This is a genomic window from Roseovarius sp. A46, from assembly GCF_004126395.1.
In the GTDB taxonomy this organism is placed as follows: Bacteria; Pseudomonadota; Alphaproteobacteria; order Rhodobacterales; family Rhodobacteraceae; genus Roseovarius; species Roseovarius nitratireducens.
The window spans coordinates 1-20,003 of sequence record NZ_PVWS01000035.1 but is presented as its reverse complement, the minus strand read 5'-3'; the positions used below and the strand labels follow the sequence as shown (position 1 = coordinate 20,003).

Sequence of the window (20,003 nt, the reverse complement as noted above, 5' to 3'; positions counted from 1 at the left end):
CGATGCAGACGCGAAACAAGGTGCTCGACGATCTGAGCCAGTTGATGACCAACGCGATGGGCGTGGCGCAAGGCGCGCGGACCGAGGCCGAGACGGCGATGAAGTCGCTGATCGACCGGTGGCTGGCCGAGCGCGACTTCGTCACCCGCGAGGAATTCGACGCGGTGCGCGCGATGGCACAGAAGGCGCGCGAGGAGAACGAGGCGCTCAAGGCGCGCATCGAGGCGCTGGAAAAGCGCGACGCTTAACAACGACGCCTTTGTGATCACAAGTGCGCGCCGCTTGCGACGTTGCCCGTGGGCGATACGGCGATTCCAATGGCTTGCCCAGGCAATGAGTCGCTGCGCGATGCACGGGCCATTGTGATCACACGGGATTTTACGTGATCACAAACAGCTATTTTTTGCGGCGAATCGACCGTATCGGGCTAATTCCTCTTTGTAACAGGTGACAGCGGCGGCAAAACCCTGCAAAACGGGAACAGCCAGAGCAGGCCCCGTGCCGCCGCCGAACATCAAGGAGGTCCCCCATGGCCGAGTCCACAGAGGTTGAACGCCCGCTTTCCCCTCACTTGCAAATCTACCGTCCACAAATGACCTCGATCAGTTCGATCCTCACGCGGATCACCGGCAACGCACTGATCGTGGCGGCGGCGCTGATCGTCTGGTGGCTCCTCGCCGCCGCAACCTCCGAGAGTTATTTCGCCACCGCCGACGCGGTACTGACCTCGTGGTTCGGTGACCTTGTGCTGACGCTGTCGCTCTGGGCGGTGTGGTATCACTACCTTGCCGGGCTGCGGCATCTCTATTTCGACGCGGGCAAGGGGCTCGAGATCGAAACGGCGGAACGCCTCGGCTGGGCCTGCGTCATCGGCTCGGTCGTGCTCACCGTCATCACGTTGCTTCTGGTCTGAGGAGGGAAACATGCGCTATCTCACCGCACGCAAACGCGCCGAAGGCAAGGGCGCGTCCGGCACCGGAACCGAACATTTCTGGTACATGAAGATGAGCGGCGTGGGCCTCGCGCTCATCATCCCCGTCTTCCTCGTCGCGTTCGGGCGTGCCGTAGGCGGCACCCGCGAGGAGGTGCTCGCCACCTTCGCGCACCCCGCGATGGCCCTCCTGACCGGCCTCGTGATCTTCTTCGGGCTGCGCCATTTCGCGGGCGGGGCACAGACCATGATCGAGGATTACACCCACGGCAGCACCCGCCGCGCGCTAATCATCTTTACCACCATCCTGAGTTACGGGCTGATCGCCACCGGGCTCTTCGCCCTTGCCAAGATCGCGCTGTGAGGAACTGACATTATGGCCGCATACGAATACGAGACGCATGATTACGACGTGGTAGTTGTGGGCGCCGGCGGCGCCGGGCTGCGTGCCACACTCGGCATGGCCGAACAGGGGCTGCGCACCGCCTGCGTGACCAAGGTCTTTCCAACCCGCTCGCACACCGTGGCCGCACAAGGTGGCATCGCCGCGAGCCTGGGCAACATGGGTCCGGATAGCTGGCAGTGGCACATGTACGACACCGTCAAGGGATCGGACTGGCTGGGCGATACCGACGCGATGGAATATCTCGCGCGCGAGGCCCCCAAGGCGGTCTATGAGCTGGAGCATTACGGCGTGCCGTTTTCCCGCACCGAGGAGGGCAAGATCTATCAGCGTCCCTTCGGCGGCCACACCACCGAGTTCGGTGAGGGCCCCCCGGTGCAACGCACCTGCGCCGCCGCCGACCGGACCGGGCACGCGATCCTGCACACGCTCTACGGTCAGAGCCTCAAGGAAAAGGCCGAGTTCTACATCGAGTATTTCGCCATCGACCTGATCATGACCGATGGCGCCTGCACCGGCGTGGTGTGCTGGAAGCTCGATGACGGCACGATCCACGTCTTCAACGCCAAGACGGTCGTGCTGGCCACCGGCGGTTATGGCCGCGCCTATTTCTCGGCCACCTCTGCCCATACCTGCACCGGCGACGGCAACGGCATGGTGGCGCGCGCGGGTCTGCCGCTTCAGGATATGGAATTCGTGCAGTTCCACCCGACCGGCATTTTCGGCGCGGGCTGCCTGATCACCGAGGGCGCACGCGGTGAGGGCGGATACCTCACCAATTCCGAGGGCGAGCGGTTCATGGAACGCTATGCGCCCAACTACAAGGATCTGGCCCCGCGCGACTATGTCAGCCGCTGTATGACGATGGAAATCCGCGAGGGGCGCGGTGTCGGGTCGGGAGGCGATCACATCCACCTCAATCTCAGCCATCTGCCGCCCGAGGCACTGCACCTGCGCCTGCCCGGTATTTCCGAGAGCGCGCGCATCTTTGCCGGCGTGGACGTCACCAAGGAGCCGATCCCGGTGCTGCCCACCGTGCACTACAACATGGGCGGCATCCCAGCGAATTACTGGGGCGAGGTGATCAACCCGACCAAGGACGACCCGCATGCCGTGGTCCCCGGCCTGATGGCCGTGGGCGAGGCCGCCTGCGCAAGCGTGCATGGCGCGAACCGCCTGGGCTCCAACTCTCTGATTGACCTCGTGGTGTTCGGTCGCGCCGCCGCCATCCGCGCAGGCAAGGTGGTGGACGCCGAAAGCGCCGTGCCGGCGACCAACAAGGCCGAGGTCGACCGCGCGCTCGACCGTTTCGACAAACTGCGCCATGCCGACGGCGCGGTGCCGACCGCCGATCTGCGGCTGGAGATGCAGCGCACCATGCAGGCCGACGCCGCCGTCTTCCGCACCTCCGAGACGCTGGCCGCTGGGGTTGAGAAGATGAAGGGCGTGGCCGCCAAGGTGGCCGATCTCAAGGTCACCGACCGGTCGCTTGTCTGGAACTCCGACCTGATGGAGACGCTGGAGCTGACCAACCTCATGCCCTGCGCGCTCTCCACGATCTTCGGCGCCGAGGCCCGGCACGAGAGCCGTGGCGCCCACGCGCATGAGGATCACCCCAAGCGCGACGACAAGAAATGGCGCGTGCACACGATCGCGCGGATCGGCGAGACGGATGTGGACCTCAGCTATCGCCCGATCATCGAGGATCCGATCACCCCCGAGGACGCCGGCGGCATCAGCCTCAAGAAGATCGCGCCCAAAGAGCGCACGTTCTAAGGAGACGGATCATGGTTCAATTCACCCTGCCCAAGAATTCCAAGATCACCACCGGCAAGACGTGGCCCAAGCCCGAGGGCGCGAGCAATGCACGCAAGTTCACGATCTACCGCTGGAACCCCGATGACGGGCAGAACCCGCGGGTGGACACCTATTTCGTCGATCTCGACGATTGCGGGCCGATGGTTCTGGATGCACTCATCTACATCAAGAATAAGATCGACCCGACGCTGACCTTTCGCCGCTCCTGCCGCGAGGGGATTTGTGGGTCGTGCGCGATGAATATCGACGGGATCAACACGCTGGCCTGCATCTACGGCATGGACGAGATCAAGGGCGACGTGAAGATCTATCCCCTACCGCATATGCCGGTGGTCAAGGATCTGATCCCCGACCTCACGCATTTCTACGCTCAGCACGAGAGCATCATGCCGTGGCTGGAGACCAAGACCAATCGGCCCGCGAAGGAGTGGAAGCAGTCGATTGAAGATCGCGAAAAGCTCGACGGGCTATACGAATGCGTGATGTGCGCCTGCTGCTCGACCTCCTGCCCGTCCTACTGGTGGAATGGCGACAAGTATCTTGGACCCGCCGCGCTGCTGCACGCTTATCGCTGGATCATCGACAGCCGCGACGAGGCCACCGGCGAGCGGCTGGATGACCTGGAAGACCCGTTCAAGCTCTACCGCTGCCACACGATCATGAACTGCACCAAGACCTGCCCCAAGGGCCTCAACCCCGCCAAGGCGATTGCAGAGATCAAGAAGATGATGGTCGACCGGCACGTGTGAATGGAGCCCGGCAGGCGGGACAGGCGGACAAGAAGACCCCGGAACACGCGCTCCGGGGTCTTCTTGTATCGTGGCCGCGCATCGTCACGATTGTCGCTTGTCGGCATTTCTGAAATGCTATGCGCATTGATGAATGGCGTGATGGACCCTGCATGAAGATCGAACGGACCCCGCTTGATGGCGTTCTGGTGCTCACGCCCGTGCGGTTCGGCGACAGCCGCGGCTTCTTTTCAGAATCTTGGAGCCACAGGCGCATGGCCGAGGCGGGCCTTGATATCGATTTCGTGCAGGACAACCATTCGCTCTCGGCAGAGGTGGGCACCGTGCGGGGCTTGCATTACCAATCCCCGCCCCACGCGCAGGCCAAGCTGGTGCGCTGCGGGCGCGGGCGACTTTTCGACGTGGCGGTGGACATCCGCCGCGGCAGCCCCACGTTCGGGCAATGGTTCGGGGCGGAGCTGAGCTTCGAGAACGGGCGGCAGATGCTGATCCCCGAAGGCTTCCTGCACGGCTTCGTGACCCGCGAGCCGGAGACCGAGATCATCTACAAGTGCAGCGATTACTACGCGCCCGAGTGCGACGGCGCGGTGCGCTTCGACGATCCCGATATCGGGATCGACTGGGACTTGGGTGACGTGGCCCCGATCCTGTCGGACAAGGACGTCGCCGCCCCCGCCTTCACCGAATTCGACTCGCCGTTCGAGTGGAAGGGATAAACCATGCGGCTCCTTGTCACCGGCGGTTGCGGCTTCATCGGATCGGCGGTGGTGCGACTGGCCGTGGCGCGCGGGCACGAGGTGGTCAACCTCGACGCGCTCACCTACGCCGCCTGCCCCGACAACGTCGCCGAGGTGGAAGACAGCCCGCTCTATACCTTCGAGCACGCCGATATCCGCGACCGCACGGCGCTCGACCGCATCTTCTCCACCTACGCGCCGGACGCGGTGATGCACCTCGCCGCCGAGAGCCACGTTGACCGCTCCATCGACGGGCCCGGCACCTTTGTCGAGACCAACATCACCGGCACCTACAACATGCTCGAGGCCGCGCGCGCGCATTGGACGAAGGCGGGCAAGCCCGGGGCATTCCGGTTTCACCATATCTCCACCGACGAGGTCTACGGCTCGCTCGGGGCCGAGGGGCAGTTCACCGAAGCCACGCCCTATGACCCGCGCAGCCCTTATTCCGCGTCCAAGGCGGCGTCGGATCACCTCGTGCGCGCCTGGCACGAAACCTATAACCTGCCGGTGGTCCTGACCAACTGCTCCAACAATTACGGCCCCTACCATTTCCCCGAAAAGCTCATCCCGGTGGTGATCCTGAATGCGCTCGCGGGCAAGCCGCTGCCCATCTACGGCGATGGCAGACAGGTGCGCGACTGGCTTTACGTCGAGGACCACGCTGACGCACTTCTGCTGGTGGTGGAAAAGGGCATGGTGGGGCGCAGCTACAATATCGGCGGTGAGAGCGAGCGCAGCAACCTAGAGCTTGTCCGCACGCTCTGCGGCATTCTTGACGAATTGCGGCCCAGGGAGAGCGGCTCCTACGCCGGTCAGATCACATTTGTCGCGGATCGTCCGGGCCACGACGCGCGCTACGCCATCGACCCGGCGCGTATCCGCGAAGAGCTTGGCTGGCGGCCCTCAGTGACCCTTGAAGAAGGGCTGAAACGCACCGTTCTGTGGTTTCTCGACAACGAGCCGTGGTGGCGCGCGCTTCTGGATCGCGAGGGTGTTGGCACACGGCTGGGGATGACGGCATGAAGGTGCTGGTGTTCGGCCGCACCGGGCAGCTTGCCACCGAGATCGCGCGCCGCGCGCAGCGCGGCGTGACGCTCGACATGGCTGGGCGCGACCGCGCCGATCTCGAAACGCCCGACGCCTGCGCCACGCTCATCCGTGAAACCGCCCCCGACGCCGTCATCAACGCCGCCGCCTATACCGCCGTGGACCGCGCCGAGAAGGAAGAGGACCGCGCCACCCTGGTCAACGCCGCCGCCCCCGGCGCGATGGCCGCCGAATGTGCGGCGCTCGGTATCCCGCTCGTTCATATCTCGACCGACTACGTCTTTGATGGCTCCGGCACGGCCCCGTGGCGGCCGGACTATGCGCCCGCCCCGCTCGGAGCCTACGGGCGCAGCAAGCTCGCGGGCGAGGTGGCGGTGCGCGAGAGCGGCGCGCCGCATGTGATCCTGCGCACGTCCTGGGTGGTCTCGGCGCATGGTAGCAACTTCATCAAGACGATGCTGCGCCTGGGGCACGAACGCGATCGCCTGCGCATCGTTGCCGATCAGGTAGGCGGGCCAATGCCCGCCGCCGCGCTGGCCGATGCCTGCCTGCACATCGCCGGGGCGCTCTGCGCCGATCCCGGCAAGACCGGAATCTATCATTTCGCGGGCACGCCTGAAACGTCCTGGGCCGGGTTCGCCCGCGCCATATTCGAGATGGCCGGGATCACCTGCCCGGTCGAGGACATCTCCACCGCCGACTACCCCACCCCGGCCCAACGTCCGCTCAATTCGCGGCTCGACTGCCGCGCCACGCGCGACGCCTTTGGCCTCGAACAGCCCGACTGGCGAAACGGGCTGCGCGACATCCTGACAGAGCTTGGAGAAATTTCACGATGACGAAACGCAAGGGCATAATCCTCGCCGGCGGCTCCGGCACGCGGCTTTACCCCGTGACCATCGCCGTTTCGAAACAGCTCCTGCCCCTCTATGACAAGCCGATGATCTATTACCCGCTCTCGGTGCTGATGCTGGCGGGTATCCGCGAAATCGCGATCATCACAACGCCGCAGGACCGCGAACAATTCACGCGGCTCATGGGCGATGGCAGTCAATGGGGTCTCGATTTCACCTACATCGAACAACCCTCGCCCGACGGCCTCGCGCAGGCCTACTTGCTAGCAGAGGATTTTCTCGATGGTGCGCCCTCGGCAATGGTCCTCGGTGACAACGTCTTTTTCGGTCACGGCCTGCCCGAGGTGCTTGCCGCCGCGGATCGACGCACAGAGGGTGGCACCGTCTTCGGCTACCGGGTCTCCGATCCCGAACGCTATGGCGTGGTGGATTTCGACGCCGAGGGCCGGGCGCGCGCGATCATCGAAAAACCGGCGGTGCCTCCCTCGAATTACGCTGTGACCGGGCTCTACTTTCTCGACAGCGCGGCCCCCGAACGCGCCCGTGCCATCACCCCCTCGGATCGCGGCGAACTGGAGATCACGACGCTCCTGCAAAGCTACCTGCGCGAGGGCGCGCTCGATGTTGAGCAGATGGGTCGCGGTTTTGCCTGGCTGGATACCGGAACGCATGGCAGCCTGCTGGATGCAGGCAATTTCGTGCGCACCCTGACCGAGCGGCAGGGGCTTCAGGTGGGCTCGCCCGACGAGGTCGCTTTTCGCGCGGGCTGGATCGACGCGGCGGCACTGCGTGCCCGGGCCGAGGCCTTTTCCAAGAACGCCTACGGCACTTACCTCGCCACCCTCGCGGGCTAGGAGCCATCAAGACAGGGGCGCAGCCCGAGGATCGCGCGGGCCTGCGCCGGGCTGGCCACGGGCCGCTCGTATCGCTGGCAGATATCGGCGGCGCGCTGCACCAGCGCGGCGTTGGATGGGGCGAGTGTGGCGCGGTCGAGGCGTACATTGTCCTCCAGCCCGGTGCGCGTGTGCCCCCCGGCGGCGATGGCCCACTCGTTGACGACGATCTGGTTCGGCCCGATCCCGGCGGCGCACCAATTGGCCTCGGGCGCGCGGGTGCGCATGATCCGGACGTAAAAATCGAACACCTCACGGTCGGCGGGCATCGCGTTCTTCACCCCCATCACGAACTGCACGTATAGCCGCCCGTAGAGCGCGCCCTCCTCGTGCAACCGGATCGCGTGCAGGATGTGGCTCAGGTCAAACGCCTCGATCTCCGGCACCACCTCGTGGGTACGCATCTCGGCGGCGAGCCACGCAATCAGGTCGGGCGGGTTCTCGTAAACTCGGGTAGGGAAGTTGTTGGACCCCACCGAGAGCGAGGCCATGTCGGGCCGGAGCGGCAGCATCCCGCCGCGCGCCTGCCCCGCGCCCGAGCGCCCGCCGGTAGAGAACTGCACGACCATGCCCGGACAGTGCCGCGCGATCCCCTCGCCCAACCGGGCAAAGCGCTCGGGGTCAGAGGTCGGCGTGCCGTCCTCGGCGCGCACATGGCAATGCGCGATGGCCGCCCCGGCTTCGAACGCAGCGTGGGTGGACTCGATCTGCTCGGACAGGGTAATGGGCACGGCAGGATTGTCGGCCTTGGTCGGCACCGATCCGGTGATCGCCACACACAGGATGCAGGGGTTTCCCGCGACATCGGTTCGTGTTGCCAAGGCTTCACCTTTCCTCTTGCCACGCATTGGCCTAACGATATCGCGCATCCTCCCGCCGGGCCATGATTTTCCGAAAGGGCCGACCGACATGACCGATCCGCTTGCCTTGCTGCGCAGCCTCTTTGACGCCGCCGTGGCCGTTGCCGATCCGATGCGCAGCCTTGCCGCCCACCTGCCGCCGCGTCCCGCGGGGCGCTGCGTGATCGTCGGCGCGGGCAAGGCAAGCGCCCGCATGGCCGAGGCGGTCGAGGCGGAATGGGGCCCGTGCGAAGGGCTGGTCATCACGCGCTACGGCTACGGGCGGCCCTGCGCGGGAATCGAGATCGTCGAGGCCGCGCACCCGGTGCCGGACGAGGCCGGGTGCGCGGCGACCGCGCGGATGCTGCGGCTGCTCGACGGGCTGGGAGAGGACGACACGGTGCTGGCGCTCATCTCAGGCGGGGCGTCGTCGCTGCTGGTGCAGCCCGCGGGCGAGATGACGCTGGCGGAGAAACAGGCGGTCAACGCAGGTCTGCTGGCCTCGGGCGCGCCCATCGGCCACATGAACCTGATCCGCAAGCACCTGTCCTCGGTCAAGGGCGGGCAGCTTGCCGCTGCCGCCCATCCGGCGCGGATGCTGGCGCTTATGATCTCGGACGTGCCTGGCGACGATCCGGCGATGATCGGCTCGGGCCCGACGGTGGGCGAGCCGGGCACGGCGGCGCAGGCACGCGCACTGGTGGCGCGCTACGGGATCGACCTGCCCGCCTCGGCGCTGTCCGTTCTGGACGGGGAAAGCGGCGTCGTCCCGCCCGGCGACCCGCGGCTTTCACGGGTCGAGAATGTGGTTTTTGCCGCGCCTTCTCAATCACTTGACGCCGCCGCAGACCTGGCACAGCGTGAAGGCATCCGCGTGAAAACGCTCGGTGACGACCTCGAAGGCGAAGCCCGCGACGTCGCCCGGACGCACGCGGCGCTGGCGCGCGAGATGCAGGAACGGCTGGCCCCCGGGGCTGCGCCGGTGCTGCTGATGTCGGGGGGGGAGCTCACGGTCACCCGCAGGGGAGACGGGGTAGGCGGACCGAACGCGGAATATGCGCTGGCGCTAGCACTATATCTGGGGAGAGCGGCGGGGATTCATGCCATCGCTTGCGATACCGACGGGGTGGACGGCGCCGCCGAGGTGGCCGGGGCGACCATCGCGCCCGACACGCTGGCGCGCGCCGAGGCGGCAGGTATTGATGCCGACGCGGCACTGGCGCGCAACGATGCGCATAGCTTTTTTGCGGCACTCGGCGATCAGGTGATCACGGGTCCGACGCTGACCAATGTCAACGATTTCCGCGCCATCCTGATTGCCCCCGCATGACGCCGCGTTCCCACGCACACGGGTCGCGCTGACCGGGGTTTTCTGCCATACTACCTCTCGCAAGAGGGAGATTTCAGTATGAAACGTCGTGTTTTCATGGGCTTGGTTCTGTCTCTGCCCACCCTCGGAACGGCAGTGGCGCAGGCCGTGCAGGACAAACTGACACCCCCGGAGATCGAGGCGCTGCTCGGCGGCAACACCATCGTCGGCACCTGGTCGGGCACGCCCTACCGGCAGTATTACGGGCCGGATGGCACCACGCTCTATGTGCCCGAGGGCGGGCGTGCGGACGAGGGGCGGTGGCGCACCAATGAAGAGACCGGCGAATACGAGAGCTGGTGGCGCAGCACGGGGTGGACGCCCTATGCGCTGGTGCGCACCGAGGATGGCGGGCACGCCTGGATCAACGGCGACGGGCTGGAGCCGTTCAGCGTGGTGCCCGGACGGCAGATCGAGTAACCCCGAACCTGCAGGTTCAGCGCGCGAACCGCACGGTTCGGGGTGCTCCCTTGCGCCTCTGGAGGCAATCCCGCAAATCGGCGGGCAGGTCCTTTTCACTGGCGAATACAGATAGCCCAAAAGCTGATCAGACCCGCGCGGATGGACCCGCCGCCGCCGGATTTCAGACACGGCCCATCCCGATGAAGAGCTGCCGGTCGGCGTCCTTGATGGCGCGGCGACCGTGCATGACGCGGGTGTTGTCGATCACCGCGATGTCGCCGTCTTGCCAGTTGATCTCCACCGTGCAGCTTTCGGCAAGCTCGCGCAGGGCCTCGATCTCGACCGGCGACACGGTCGAGCCGTCCTCCAGCATGTATTCCGGTTTCTCGTAATTGTGCGAAGGGCCGAGGATGGCGTTGGCAAACGCCTGCCCGTTGGTCAGGGATGAGGGCCTGACTGGCGAGACCGTCAGTTCGTAGTCGATCGAACCGTCGTCGCGCAGCGTGAAATCCTGTCCCGGTATGGCGGCCTTGAACTGGATGATATGTTCCTCGGTCACCTCGTCAGGGTGGCTAATGGCAGGGTGTTCGTTGGCGAGGTAGCGCTTCCAGAGCTCTTCGGGGAGGTTGCGCTTGACCTTCATCTTCTGGCTCCAGCGGGCCTTCTGGCCGGCGTCGAACTTCTCGAAGACTGCCCGCCCGTCGCAGATCGTGGTTTGGGACCCCTCGAAGGCGGCACGCGTGCAATAGAAGGCGACGATATCGGGGCAGATCGGCGTGTTGCCGTTCTCAATATGCAGGCCGACCGGGCCGAGACCGGCATCGACCTTCTGCGTGTTTTTCTCTGAATACTCGCGCGCCGGATCGAAGGTGATCGTGGTGCAGAGTTGCGCGGTCAGCTCGCTGAAGCCGTTCATGTCCGACTTGAAGCCACGCAGGAGGGCCCAGCCGTCAGCCTCCAGACAGGCGCGGGTTTGCGCGATGACCTCTTGGGTGATGTCGGTCGCGCCCGTCTCTTCTGCGCGGATCACGTTGTAGTGCATTCTCGGAGTCCTTTGTTGATGTCCTGCCAGGTGGTTAGCGGCACGGGCTTACGCCTTGCTTACAGGCTCCAGCGCCCTGAGCGTGCGGGTGTCGCGGGCCTGAGCACCGACCGATCTATCGACGAGGGACGGGAACAGACGCTGAACCTTGACGAAGAGCCGTTCCTTGCCACGCGGGAAACTTTCGCGGCGGCCCGCCTTTATGGCGGCCCACGCTTCTGCGGCGACCTGCTCGGCGCTGTCGAGGGTCATGGCGAGCGGTTCAACCAACGCTGCAAACTCGGCCTCGGCGGCGGTTCGGGTGGCCCGCGGCGCGATGTAGGTGACGCCCACCCCCGAGCCCGAAAGCTCGCGCCGCAGCGCGTCGGAAAAGCCGCGCAGGCCGAACTTGGTGGCGGAATAGGCGGCGAAGAACGGGTAGGCGATATCGCCAAAGACCGAGCCGATGTTGGCAACGCGGCCCTGCGCCTGCCTGAGCGCGGGCAACAGGTCGCGGGTGACGGCCATCGGGGCCACGAGGTTAGTGGCGCACATCTGTTCCAGCGCGGCATCGTCAATATCGCGCAGGTGGCCGACGCTCAGGGTACCCGCGTTGTTGATCAGCACGTCGAGCCGGTGCCCCGCGGCCTCGACGATGGCATGGCGGCCTTCGGCGGTCGTGACATCGGCAACGACGGTTCGGGCCTGCATGTCGGGGACAAGGGCCTGCGTTTCCAACAGGCTGGACTTCGTGCGGCCAACGAGGATCGGGGTATATCCGCGTCGGGCGGCCTCGATAGCGAGCGCGCGGCCGATGCCGGAGCCGGCACCGGTGATGAGGGCGGTCTTGGTATGCGTCATGAGGCGAGTCTTTCGGTCTGAAGGGGATTTGGCAGAGCCTCCGCCGCCCTGCCGTTGGCAATGACGGCGGCAACGCGGCGATCCAGGGTGCCAGCGGGGAAAAGAAGGCCTGGTTCCGACGGGTCGGTGAAGATCACGGCTTCGGGGCGGGCATAGCCAGGCAGATCCCGGAGCCGCGCGGCGATCTCTTGCGCGCTCATGGGCGCGGCGAGCACAGCGATCAGCACCAGCACGCCATCGGGGTCCCGAAGGCAGAGCGCGGAACTCATCGCGCGCGGATCGGCATTTACCCGTGCTTCGACCCATTCGGGCGAGATGTTGCGCCCGGCAGGCGTCACCAGCAGAGCATCCTTGCGCCCCTCGACCACCAGCCGACCGTCTTCGATGCGCCCGAGATCACCGGTGTACCAGCGCGCGGGTGCCGGTGCCCCGCCAAGGTAGCCTTCCATGACGGTTGGCCCGGCCACGGTGATTTCGCCATCGACGATCTGCACGTCGGAGCAAGCCAGAACGGGGCCGACCGTCCCCGGCACGTTGCGGCCCGGGCGGTTCATGGCGACCACCGAGCAACATTCCGACAGCCCGTACCCCTCATGCACCGGGATGCCCGCTGCCTCGGCGGCGCGGACAAGAGCGGGCGAGGACGCCGCACCGCCGACGGCGACGAAACGCAGGCTGGACGGAACGGGCAAGCCCGCGTGTTCGATCGCGGCCACCCACCGGCCCAGGATGCCCGGGGCGAGCAGGCTTGTCGTGGGCTGGCATTGGTCCATCGCGCGGATCAACCCCTCGATCGGGCCGCCCAGAAGTGCGCGGGTGGCATCGAAGCGCATCACGCATTCCGCGCCGGCGAGGATGGGAAGAAATATCCCGCAAATCTGTTCCAGCAGTTGTGGAAGGGGCAGAACGGACAGGTGGCGGTCCCGCGGACCCGCGCCGATCACGTCGCTCAGGGCTGCGAGCGAGGCGTCGAGTTGGCGATCGCCTATGATAACGCCCTTGGGGTGGCCGGAGGAGCCGGAGGTGTAGATGACTCGCTCGGCTCCGCCGGGGTAGACAGGCAGCGGCCCGGCGGGCGCGGCCTGCGGGGAGATGACCTGAAAGGGCGATCCGGCGAAGACGTCGCTGTCGGTCGTGATGACCGCCTCGGCATCGCATTCCTGCACGATATGATCGGTTTGACCGGGGCTGAAGAAGAACGGGAGGGGCACCTGCCGCTTGCCCGCGAGGGTCAGGGCAAGGTCGGCCACCACGTAATCTATCCCGCCCGGAACAGCGATGGCGACCGTCCGCGGCGCGGCCTCGAGCCGCTGCGCAAGGCCGGCGACTCGGCCTGACAGGTCATGCCACGTCACGGCGCCGGTATCGTCGCGAAACGCGGTCGCGTCGGGGGTCTCGCTCGCGTGGCGCGTGAGGGCCTCGAACACCATCCGCATCACGACGCCTCGCAATGCAGGCCCGCCGCGCGGGTGCGCGGAGAGATCGCAACGGGCGAGACGAGCCGGTCCGTGCAGGCGCAGACCCAGGGATCATGCGCGTAGTAGCTTCCCCAGCTTTCCGGTTCGGGAACGCGGGATGGGTCGGCGGGGGCGAGCCTGGCAAAGTCCAGCCCGGTCCGCTCCAGCAGGCGGCGCAGCTTGGCGGTGACGGTAAAGACCCCGCACGTCATGCCCTGAGCGCGGCCCCAGTCGACCATCACGTCGAGCATCGCCAGAACCGGGAAGGGCGTCTTGGATGCGAGCGAGACCACTTCCATGATCTGCGTGGGTGGTACCGGCTGGCCGCCGGGATCGCGCAGGCACCCTGCGAATCCGCCGTCAAGATAGGTGTCCGAGAAGAACCCGTCCTGCGCGGTGCGAAGACCCGCGGCGCAGAGAATCCGGCCAGCGGGGTCCTGTACCGTCACGAGGCGCGGGGCAAACCGGGTGATCCGCGCGCCGTAAACCTCGCGGTAGACGTCATGGATATGTTGCTCGGCCGCTGCGCGCGCGGGGCTCTGCTCTGTCAGGAAGTCGATTCTCATGGCTGGCCAATCCGGTCGTTGAACTCTGGGATGGCCGCTTGTCTGGCGCGGCAGACTTACGCCAGGCTTACAGGCAGCCGCGGATCGGCGGCGCGCTACGACTTGGGGAAAAGGAAGGAGAAGACGCTGCCGCCGCCTGGCCGGTCGGCGACCGATACGGTGGCCCCGTGCGCCTCGGCCACGGATTTGACGATGGCGAGCCCGATCCCGGTACCGTCGCGCCCACCCGTTTCTCCGCGCGTGAAACGCTGGAAAAGCTGGGCCTTCTGCGCGTCCGGGATGCCCGGGCCCCGATCCAGCACATGCCAGCCGGCGGGGGTATCGCTGATCTCGATCTCGATCTCGCCGGTGCCATCGGTATAGTTGATAGCGTTGCGCAACAGGTTACCGAGCGCAATGGCCAGAAGCCCGGCGTGCCCGTGTATCTTGGCGCTTTCTGCACCGGTGACGGCAAGCTGCTTGCCATCGCGCATGGCCGCAACGCCCATCTCCTGCGCCACGCGAAGCGCGACCTCGTGCAGGTCCACCTCTTCGAATGCCGTCACGCCAAGTGCCTCGGCGCGGGCAAGGTTGACGAGCTGCTCGAACATCTGCTCTAGCCGATGCACATCGTTTCGCAGGTCATGCTTGAACGGCCCATCGTCCATTCGGTCGATCGCGGAACGCAGGATGGCCAGCGGCGTGCGCACCTCGTGGGCCACGTTCGAGGAGAAATCCCGCTGCGCACGGTAGCCCCGGTCGAGCCGGTCGAACGCCTCGTTCACGGCCATCACCAGCGGTACGATCTCGGCGGGCAGTTGCGCGGTCGAAAGCCGCCTGTCCGTCGTGCCGGGCCCAATCGCCCCGGCCTCGCCCGAGACCCGCCGGAGCGGTGCCAGAGACCGGCGCGTGGCCAGTATGGCAGAGAAGAGGATGGCCGCGATCCCGATGGCCAGCCAATGGACCTCCTCGCTGACCTCGTGCATGAGCTCAGCCCAATCGCTCTCTTCCGAATGCCCCGCCGCAGTGGAGGCCAGAACCACGAAGCGTCGGCCTTCACGCTCTACAATGAGTGCGGCCCCGGTGCGGGTATCTCCCAGCTCCAGGAAGCGAGGTTCGCCCATCGCGGCGTCCGAGACGCGATCCGCCAGCCCTTCAGCCGCCTCGCCGCCGATGACCGGCCGCATTGCTTCGTCGAAAACCGTGTGCCGATAAAGCCCCCCATCGCCCTGAAATCTCAGCGCCCCCGCGTCGAGCCCAAGATCGGGCGCGGCGGGAGATATCTGTCCGGCGATTTCGGTGGCTTCGCGCGCCAGCGCCTCGTTGCGGTTCTCGGCAAGGTGTTCGTAGAATTCATAACTAAGGATCACAGAGGCCAGCGCGAAGCAGAAGCCCACCGCCAGCAGGATGTTGACGATCAGTCGCCGCCGAAGCGAGTTTGCCTCGCCAAAGAGTATCGCCAGCCCTGTCACGCGCCGTCGTCATCCAGAAAGTAGCCGATGCCCCGAAGGGTGTGGATCGCCACGCTTGCGTCCATATCGACGAGTTTCTTGCGGAGCCGGTGCGTGGCCACCTCGATGGCATTGGGCGTAGGGGGCTCGTCGAACCCGTAAAGCGCGTTCTCGATGGTGTCCCTCGACAAGATTCGCCCCTTGCGGCGCATGAAGAGTTCCAGGAGATCGCGCTCTCGCCGTGACAGGTGCGCCGGAGTGCCGCCAATCTCCACGCTGCGGCACGAGGTATCGAAGGTGATATTGCCCGTCATCAGCGTCACTCCGAGCGCCCCGCCGGGCCGCCGAAGCACCGCCCGGATGCGCGCCAGCAACTCGGCGGCGTCGAACGGCTTTACGATGTAGTCGTCCGAGCCCGCGTCCAGCCCCTTGATCCGGTCTTCCAGCGCGTCACGTGCCGTGCAGATGATGAAAGGCACCTCGGGTTTCGCGGCCTTGATCGATTTGAGGACTGACAGCCCCTCGATATCCGGCAGGCCGAGGTCCAGGATGATCGCGTCATAATCGTAGGACCGGGCAGAATGCACAGCGTCCTCTCCGCAATGTACGCAGTCCACTATGAACCCGTTCGCCCGAAGACTGGCGGAGGTGTTCTGCGCCAGCCTTTCATTGTCTTCCACGTACAAGAGCCGCATTGGGCAAAGGTCCTATTTGCGGACGTATGTTACCGTCGTGCCATCTTCTGCCGTAAAGGAGACGCGTGCAAGATTGCCCTGCGCATCGTACCACAGGTCGCGGTTCAGATCGCCCGAAAGACGGTAATGGTGCGTGGCCACCGGCCCGCGGCGGGTTGTCACCTGCTCGGTGCCCATATCGCTCACCCGGACACTCATGATGCTTCCGTCGATGGTATTCAACAGCTTGCCGGCGCGCAGGATGTCGTCGTTCCAGAGGCTCGCCGGAAGTACGCCGTTGCCGCCGGTGGCCAGTTGGTGCGGCGTGCCGTCATCGTTGGTGGCCGAGCGCACCGAAGTCAGCGTGCCACCGGACCAGTTTTCGACGCTTTGATGCTGAAATCTGTAGGCGGTGACGCTGATGATCGGGACCTTGACCGTGATATCGGTGGTCACCTTCACGGTGAGCGCGTCATCGGAGCCGTTGAAGCGGTAGCCGTGATCCCCGATGTCCTTGCCCTTTCGGACGACATCGAATTCGAGATGTCCCCCCGCAGGGATAGACGCGGCGTTGAGAGAGGGGGCGAGGGCCAGAATGAGGCCCGCGGCGAGTGAGAGGATACGCATGTCTGTCTCCGTCGTTGGTATGCAAGCGTGATGCTGATCAGGCTCGTGACGCACCCGGCTTACAGAAGGCTTACGGCCGACGTGAAACCGAGCTGACGTGCGGTCCGATCGGGGCGCCGATCCGGTCGTTGGGGCATACTTTTCCGGTGAATGCAGGTGGGCGGATCGCTCGGGGTATTGCGAGCGTCGGCTTAATCCATGATTTCGTGCCGGCTCTCCGGTGTGCCGAAACGCTCGATTTGTTGCGCCTCGTAAACCTCTATCTCTTGATCGTAGGCATGGTTGAACGCGTCGAGAATTGTCTTGGCGACTTCCAGGTGAGGCAAGTAGACGATATCTGCGCCAGCCTCTCGCAACTTCTGCCAGTCTGAGATGTGGATTGCGTTCGCAATGATCGTGGCCCCCGGATTGACATGGCGAACCAGTTTGACCAGGGCCGCGGTATCAATACCGCGCAGAAGATTGTCGGGAATCGAACAAAGCACGATCCGGGCGCGATCTATCTTTGCATGAAGCAGAGCCTCTTCATTCGAGATATCCCCATAGACGACATGCGCGCCCAGCGCCCTGATGGACGGGTGCAGCGCGACATTGAAGTCGACGATGGACGTGTGTTTCAGCAACTCGGGCTGGTGACGGGACAATTCTTCGAGGAAAGAGGACGCATCGCGGTGAATGCCGAGCATGCCGAGGATCGTTTCATGCTCGCTCTCTTCTTCTTCGCCACCGGGTTCGCGAAAGCCGAGCCTGTGGAGCGCGCCCTTGACCGCGTCATGGATATGATAGGCATTTTCAAACAGCGGTGTGGTCAAGACAGCCGTAATCACAAAGGCCAGAATGACGACGGCTGCGAATTCCTGGCTGATGTGCTGCAACTCCAGCCCAAGAAACATGATGACGAGGGAAAATTCCGATATCTGCGCGAGCTGGATGGAACTTACCTGCGCACTCCGCTGATCGATTCCGAGAAAGTAGAAAACCGGGAAGAACACGAACTGGCGGGCGAGAAGCGCCATGAAGGCGACGAGCAAGGCCAGGAGCGGCACCTCCCATGATGTCAGGGCCGGGATGCTCATTCCAAGCCCGACGAAAAACAGCGTCACGAAGAAATCCTTAACGAGGCCGACCTTGGTAACGATCTCAACGCTGTAAGGAGAGCTCGCAATTGTGGCGCCGGCAATCAGGGCAGCCATGCCCGAACCGACCGCAAGCTTCATGTCAACGCCAAGCATATGCGTGAGACCATCGAAACTCGTCCCCAAGGCGACAATGGCAAAGCACCATGAGATTGCGCCCAGCAGGATGAGCTCCGGTTTCTTGGCGATCCAGCCGAAGGCGCGCGTGGCGATCAGACGCGAAAGCAGCGCCGCGACGATGATCAACAGGCCGATACCCATGAAGGAACTGAGGACCGCGAAAACGTCCGGGTTGCCCAAACTGGGCTGAACGAGGGTGACGACGATTGCCCAGATATCCTGAAATATCAGGATAATGAGGGAAATCTGACCGGGGCGCGTATCAAGCTGAAAATGCTCCTGGAACAGTTTCACAACAAGCAGCGAAGATGAAACCGAGATCGCGATGCCCACGTACAGGGGCGACAACGGCGCCTCTGTGAGAAGGCCCCCGATGCCCAATAGCATCAGCAGTTTCGTGAAGAGCATCCCGAACAGAAGCGTAAGCGGGAACTGAAGAAATCCTGCGAGCAAGAGCGTCCTGCCACTGGCGAGTATGCGTGGCATGTCAATTTCAAGCCCGATCACGAACAGCAGCAGAACAAATCCGATTTGCGCGATGGCTTCGATGTTGCCGGGATCCGTGATCACCTGAAGCCCGATTGGCCCGAGGGCAACCCCCGCAAGTATGAACGCCGCGATCGACGGAATACCAAGCCGTGCAAAGACAACGGCAAGGCCACCTGCGAACAGCAGGCTTGCCCCGATTTCAGCGACCAGTGTCGGAACTGCGCCGCCCGCGGCATGCGCGGGAGAAGAGGCCAGCGCAGCGATGGCCATGGAAATCAGTCCGCCCAAGTAGCGTGAACTGAAACCGCGGGGCGTCATGGGTCAAACACGGCCGGCTTGCATTCGCAGGAGCGGATCAGCCCCGTCAATTCATTGGTGCAATACGTTGCGGCGCGTCTGGCCTGCCGATCGAGCCGTTTGCCCCACGGGCCCTGCCGCCGGCGGCACTCCATCATCCACCGGGCACCGGAGCCGGACCCGAGGGCCCACCGGGAGCGGAATTCTCACCTTTCCACCCAGACTGATCCGGCGGGCCGGGAAATGGCCCTAGGCAACTCGCACGATGTGACACCTGAAAGACGTGATTATAGAGCTGCGCCACCCACTGTTTGCCATCCATGGTCCGCTCCAGGTGCCTGAGAGCCGGGCCGATGAGCGGCTGCACCTGCTGCCAGAAGAAATTCGGGAATTGATCCATGAGATCCATGGGCGTGTCGTAGCCAAGCTTTTGTGCAAAGCCGGTTTCCACGAATTCATAGTAAAGCCCATTGATCTTGCGGTGATAGAACGGGTCGGCGATCTGGCCGATAAGGTCGGCGGCGCGCACGAGAGCGGGCTCCGTCTCGGTGTCTGAATACGCCGGGTCATCCGGGGTCGGAAACCGGGTGTATTCGATAGACGCCGCGATCCGCTCATGGTCAATCAGCCCGGATTCGGCAAAGCGTTGGCGAGCGTAAATCTTGCCACGATCGACATGGTACGGGGCGAGAAACGCGTCCGATGCGCCGCGCGGTGGGCAAATCCGGTCGCCTGCCTCGTTGATCACGACTTCATTGTCGGTATCCCCCTCGCAGACGTGACGGGAGAAGCCTATGTCATGGACCAGCAGCGCCACGATGTAGTGGAGCCAGTCCTCAGGCTTGACGGCGCGGGTCACAAGCTGACCGCGGATGATCTCCTGGCCAACCAACGTAACCATCATGGTGTGCTCGGCGTTGTGGTAAAGGGCGTCGGAATTACCGAGGCGCTCCAACAACATGCGCGCGCTCCCGCTCAGAAACGCGGCGTATTCGCACTTGCGACCGGAAAAATACCGAAGATACGTCTCGGCGAGGTGATCGCCAAACGCAGCTGCCACAACAGCGGTGGGATTGAACATCATCTCGTCCCCGTCTGGCTAACACATCCAAATGCAGGTTAGCAGAAGGCACGAATTGAACAATGGACAGCTTTTGAGGAAAGTCTGAACAACGCCTTCTGCTGCGCCGACGCGCCGATGTGAGGGCCATGCCGGGCATCAGGCAGCTTGTTTCCAGCGGCTTTCGGGCTGCTTCGGCCGCTCGGTTGGTGGACAGGCC

General features: G+C 64.6%; 21 protein-coding genes. 11 read left to right on the top strand and 10 right to left on the bottom strand.

Translation table 11 applies throughout. The annotated features are described in order from the left end of the window. Nucleotides 1–2: 2 nt before the first annotated feature. From C6W92_RS15145 to rfbA, 9 genes are all read left to right on the top strand, one after another. Entirely contained in the window at nucleotides 3–248 is a 246-nt protein-coding gene (locus tag C6W92_RS15145) for an accessory factor UbiK family protein (protein ID WP_104017978.1), read from the top strand. Nucleotides 249–529: 281 nt separating this feature from the next. Next, nucleotides 530–913, top strand: coding sequence for a succinate dehydrogenase, cytochrome b556 subunit (gene sdhC / locus C6W92_RS15140; RefSeq protein ID WP_129434641.1), 384 nt, complete (start codon nucleotides 530–532; stop codon nucleotides 911–913). 10 nt (nucleotides 914–923) lie between these two features. Then, nucleotides 924–1,295: a succinate dehydrogenase, hydrophobic membrane anchor protein gene (gene sdhD, locus C6W92_RS15135; RefSeq protein WP_129434639.1), complete on the top strand. Its 372-nt coding sequence runs from the start codon at nucleotides 924–926 to the stop codon at nucleotides 1,293–1,295. Between the two features lie 12 nt (nucleotides 1,296–1,307). After that, nucleotides 1,308–3,110, top strand: coding sequence for a succinate dehydrogenase flavoprotein subunit (sdhA, locus tag C6W92_RS15130; protein WP_129434637.1), 1,803 nt, complete (start codon nucleotides 1,308–1,310; stop codon nucleotides 3,108–3,110). Nucleotides 3,111–3,121: 11 nt separating this feature from the next. Next, nucleotides 3,122–3,901 carry a succinate dehydrogenase iron-sulfur subunit gene (locus C6W92_RS15125; RefSeq protein ID WP_129434635.1) on the top strand — a complete coding sequence of 260 codons (780 nt, stop codon included), beginning with the start codon at nucleotides 3,122–3,124 and terminating at the stop codon, nucleotides 3,899–3,901. A 152-nt stretch (nucleotides 3,902–4,053) separates the two neighbouring features. Then, nucleotides 4,054–4,617, top strand: coding sequence for a dTDP-4-dehydrorhamnose 3,5-epimerase (gene rfbC / locus C6W92_RS15120; protein ID WP_129434633.1), 564 nt, complete (start codon nucleotides 4,054–4,056; stop codon nucleotides 4,615–4,617). Between the two features lie 3 nt (nucleotides 4,618–4,620). Further along, entirely contained in the window at nucleotides 4,621–5,664 is a 1,044-nt protein-coding gene (gene rfbB / locus C6W92_RS15115) for a dTDP-glucose 4,6-dehydratase (RefSeq protein WP_129434631.1), read from the top strand. After that, nucleotides 5,661–6,527, top strand: coding sequence for a dTDP-4-dehydrorhamnose reductase (rfbD, locus tag C6W92_RS15110; protein ID WP_129434629.1), 867 nt, complete (start codon nucleotides 5,661–5,663; stop codon nucleotides 6,525–6,527). The genes rfbB and rfbD overlap by 4 nt, the downstream gene beginning before the upstream one ends. Beyond that, nucleotides 6,524–7,396 carry a glucose-1-phosphate thymidylyltransferase RfbA gene (gene rfbA / locus C6W92_RS15105; RefSeq protein ID WP_129434627.1) on the top strand — a complete coding sequence of 291 codons (873 nt, stop codon included), beginning with the start codon at nucleotides 6,524–6,526 and terminating at the stop codon, nucleotides 7,394–7,396. The genes rfbD and rfbA overlap by 4 nt, the downstream gene beginning before the upstream one ends. Here rfbA and C6W92_RS15100 read toward each other — a convergent pair. After that, the gene (locus tag C6W92_RS15100; protein WP_241691180.1) at nucleotides 7,393–8,256 is read right to left on the bottom strand and encodes a 3-keto-5-aminohexanoate cleavage protein; all 864 of its coding nucleotides are present in this window, start codon (nucleotides 8,254–8,256) and stop codon (nucleotides 7,393–7,395) included. The genes rfbA and C6W92_RS15100 overlap by 4 nt on opposite strands. A gap of 88 nt (nucleotides 8,257–8,344) precedes the next feature. On the opposite strand from C6W92_RS15100, the gene C6W92_RS15095 reads away from it, so the two are divergent. After that, entirely contained in the window at nucleotides 8,345–9,604 is a 1,260-nt protein-coding gene (locus C6W92_RS15095; RefSeq protein ID WP_129434623.1) for a glycerate kinase, read from the top strand. Nucleotides 9,605–9,682: 78 nt separating this feature from the next. Continuing rightward, complete coding sequence (locus tag C6W92_RS15090) at nucleotides 9,683–10,063, top strand: hypothetical protein (protein WP_129434621.1); 381 nt, start codon at nucleotides 9,683–9,685, stop codon at nucleotides 10,061–10,063. 163 nt (nucleotides 10,064–10,226) lie between these two features. Here the strand turns inward: C6W92_RS15090 and C6W92_RS15085 are convergent, their stop codons facing one another. The 9 genes from C6W92_RS15085 to C6W92_RS15045 all read right to left on the bottom strand — a co-directional run bounded on the left by C6W92_RS15085 (nucleotide 10,227) and on the right by C6W92_RS15045 (nucleotide 19,804). Then, nucleotides 10,227–11,087 (bottom strand): TauD/TfdA family dioxygenase, encoded by an 861-nt coding sequence (locus C6W92_RS15085; protein WP_129434619.1) that lies wholly within the window; start codon nucleotides 11,085–11,087, stop codon nucleotides 10,227–10,229. A 48-nt stretch (nucleotides 11,088–11,135) separates the two neighbouring features. Beyond that, a complete protein-coding gene (locus tag C6W92_RS15080) occupies nucleotides 11,136–11,927 on the bottom strand; it encodes an SDR family NAD(P)-dependent oxidoreductase (protein ID WP_129434617.1) in 792 nt (263 codons plus the stop codon). Next, nucleotides 11,924–13,357: an AMP-binding protein gene (locus tag C6W92_RS15075; RefSeq protein WP_164989257.1), complete on the bottom strand. Its 1,434-nt coding sequence runs from the start codon at nucleotides 13,355–13,357 to the stop codon at nucleotides 11,924–11,926. The genes C6W92_RS15080 and C6W92_RS15075 overlap by 4 nt, the downstream gene beginning before the upstream one ends. Nucleotides 13,358–13,362: 5 nt before the next feature. After that, nucleotides 13,363–13,950, bottom strand: coding sequence for a thermostable hemolysin (locus tag C6W92_RS15070; protein WP_129434613.1), 588 nt, complete (start codon nucleotides 13,948–13,950; stop codon nucleotides 13,363–13,365). A gap of 95 nt (nucleotides 13,951–14,045) precedes the next feature. After that, a complete protein-coding gene (locus C6W92_RS15065; protein WP_129434611.1) occupies nucleotides 14,046–15,401 on the bottom strand; it encodes a HAMP domain-containing sensor histidine kinase in 1,356 nt (451 codons plus the stop codon). Beyond that, on the bottom strand, nucleotides 15,398–16,075 hold the full coding sequence (locus C6W92_RS15060; RefSeq protein WP_129434609.1) for a response regulator transcription factor: 678 nt from the start codon (nucleotides 16,073–16,075) through the stop codon (nucleotides 15,398–15,400). Before C6W92_RS15060 ends, C6W92_RS15065 begins: the two co-directional genes overlap by 4 nt. 12 nt (nucleotides 16,076–16,087) lie before the next feature. Continuing rightward, nucleotides 16,088–16,681, bottom strand: coding sequence for a DUF6134 family protein (locus tag C6W92_RS15055; protein WP_129434607.1), 594 nt, complete (start codon nucleotides 16,679–16,681; stop codon nucleotides 16,088–16,090). A gap of 191 nt (nucleotides 16,682–16,872) precedes the next feature. Beyond that, nucleotides 16,873–18,696, bottom strand: coding sequence for a cation:proton antiporter (locus C6W92_RS15050; protein ID WP_164989256.1), 1,824 nt, complete (start codon nucleotides 18,694–18,696; stop codon nucleotides 16,873–16,875). A gap of 181 nt (nucleotides 18,697–18,877) precedes the next feature. Then, complete coding sequence (locus C6W92_RS15045) at nucleotides 18,878–19,804, bottom strand: hypothetical protein (protein ID WP_206735547.1); 927 nt, start codon at nucleotides 19,802–19,804, stop codon at nucleotides 18,878–18,880. Nucleotides 19,805–20,003 lie beyond the last annotated feature (199 nt).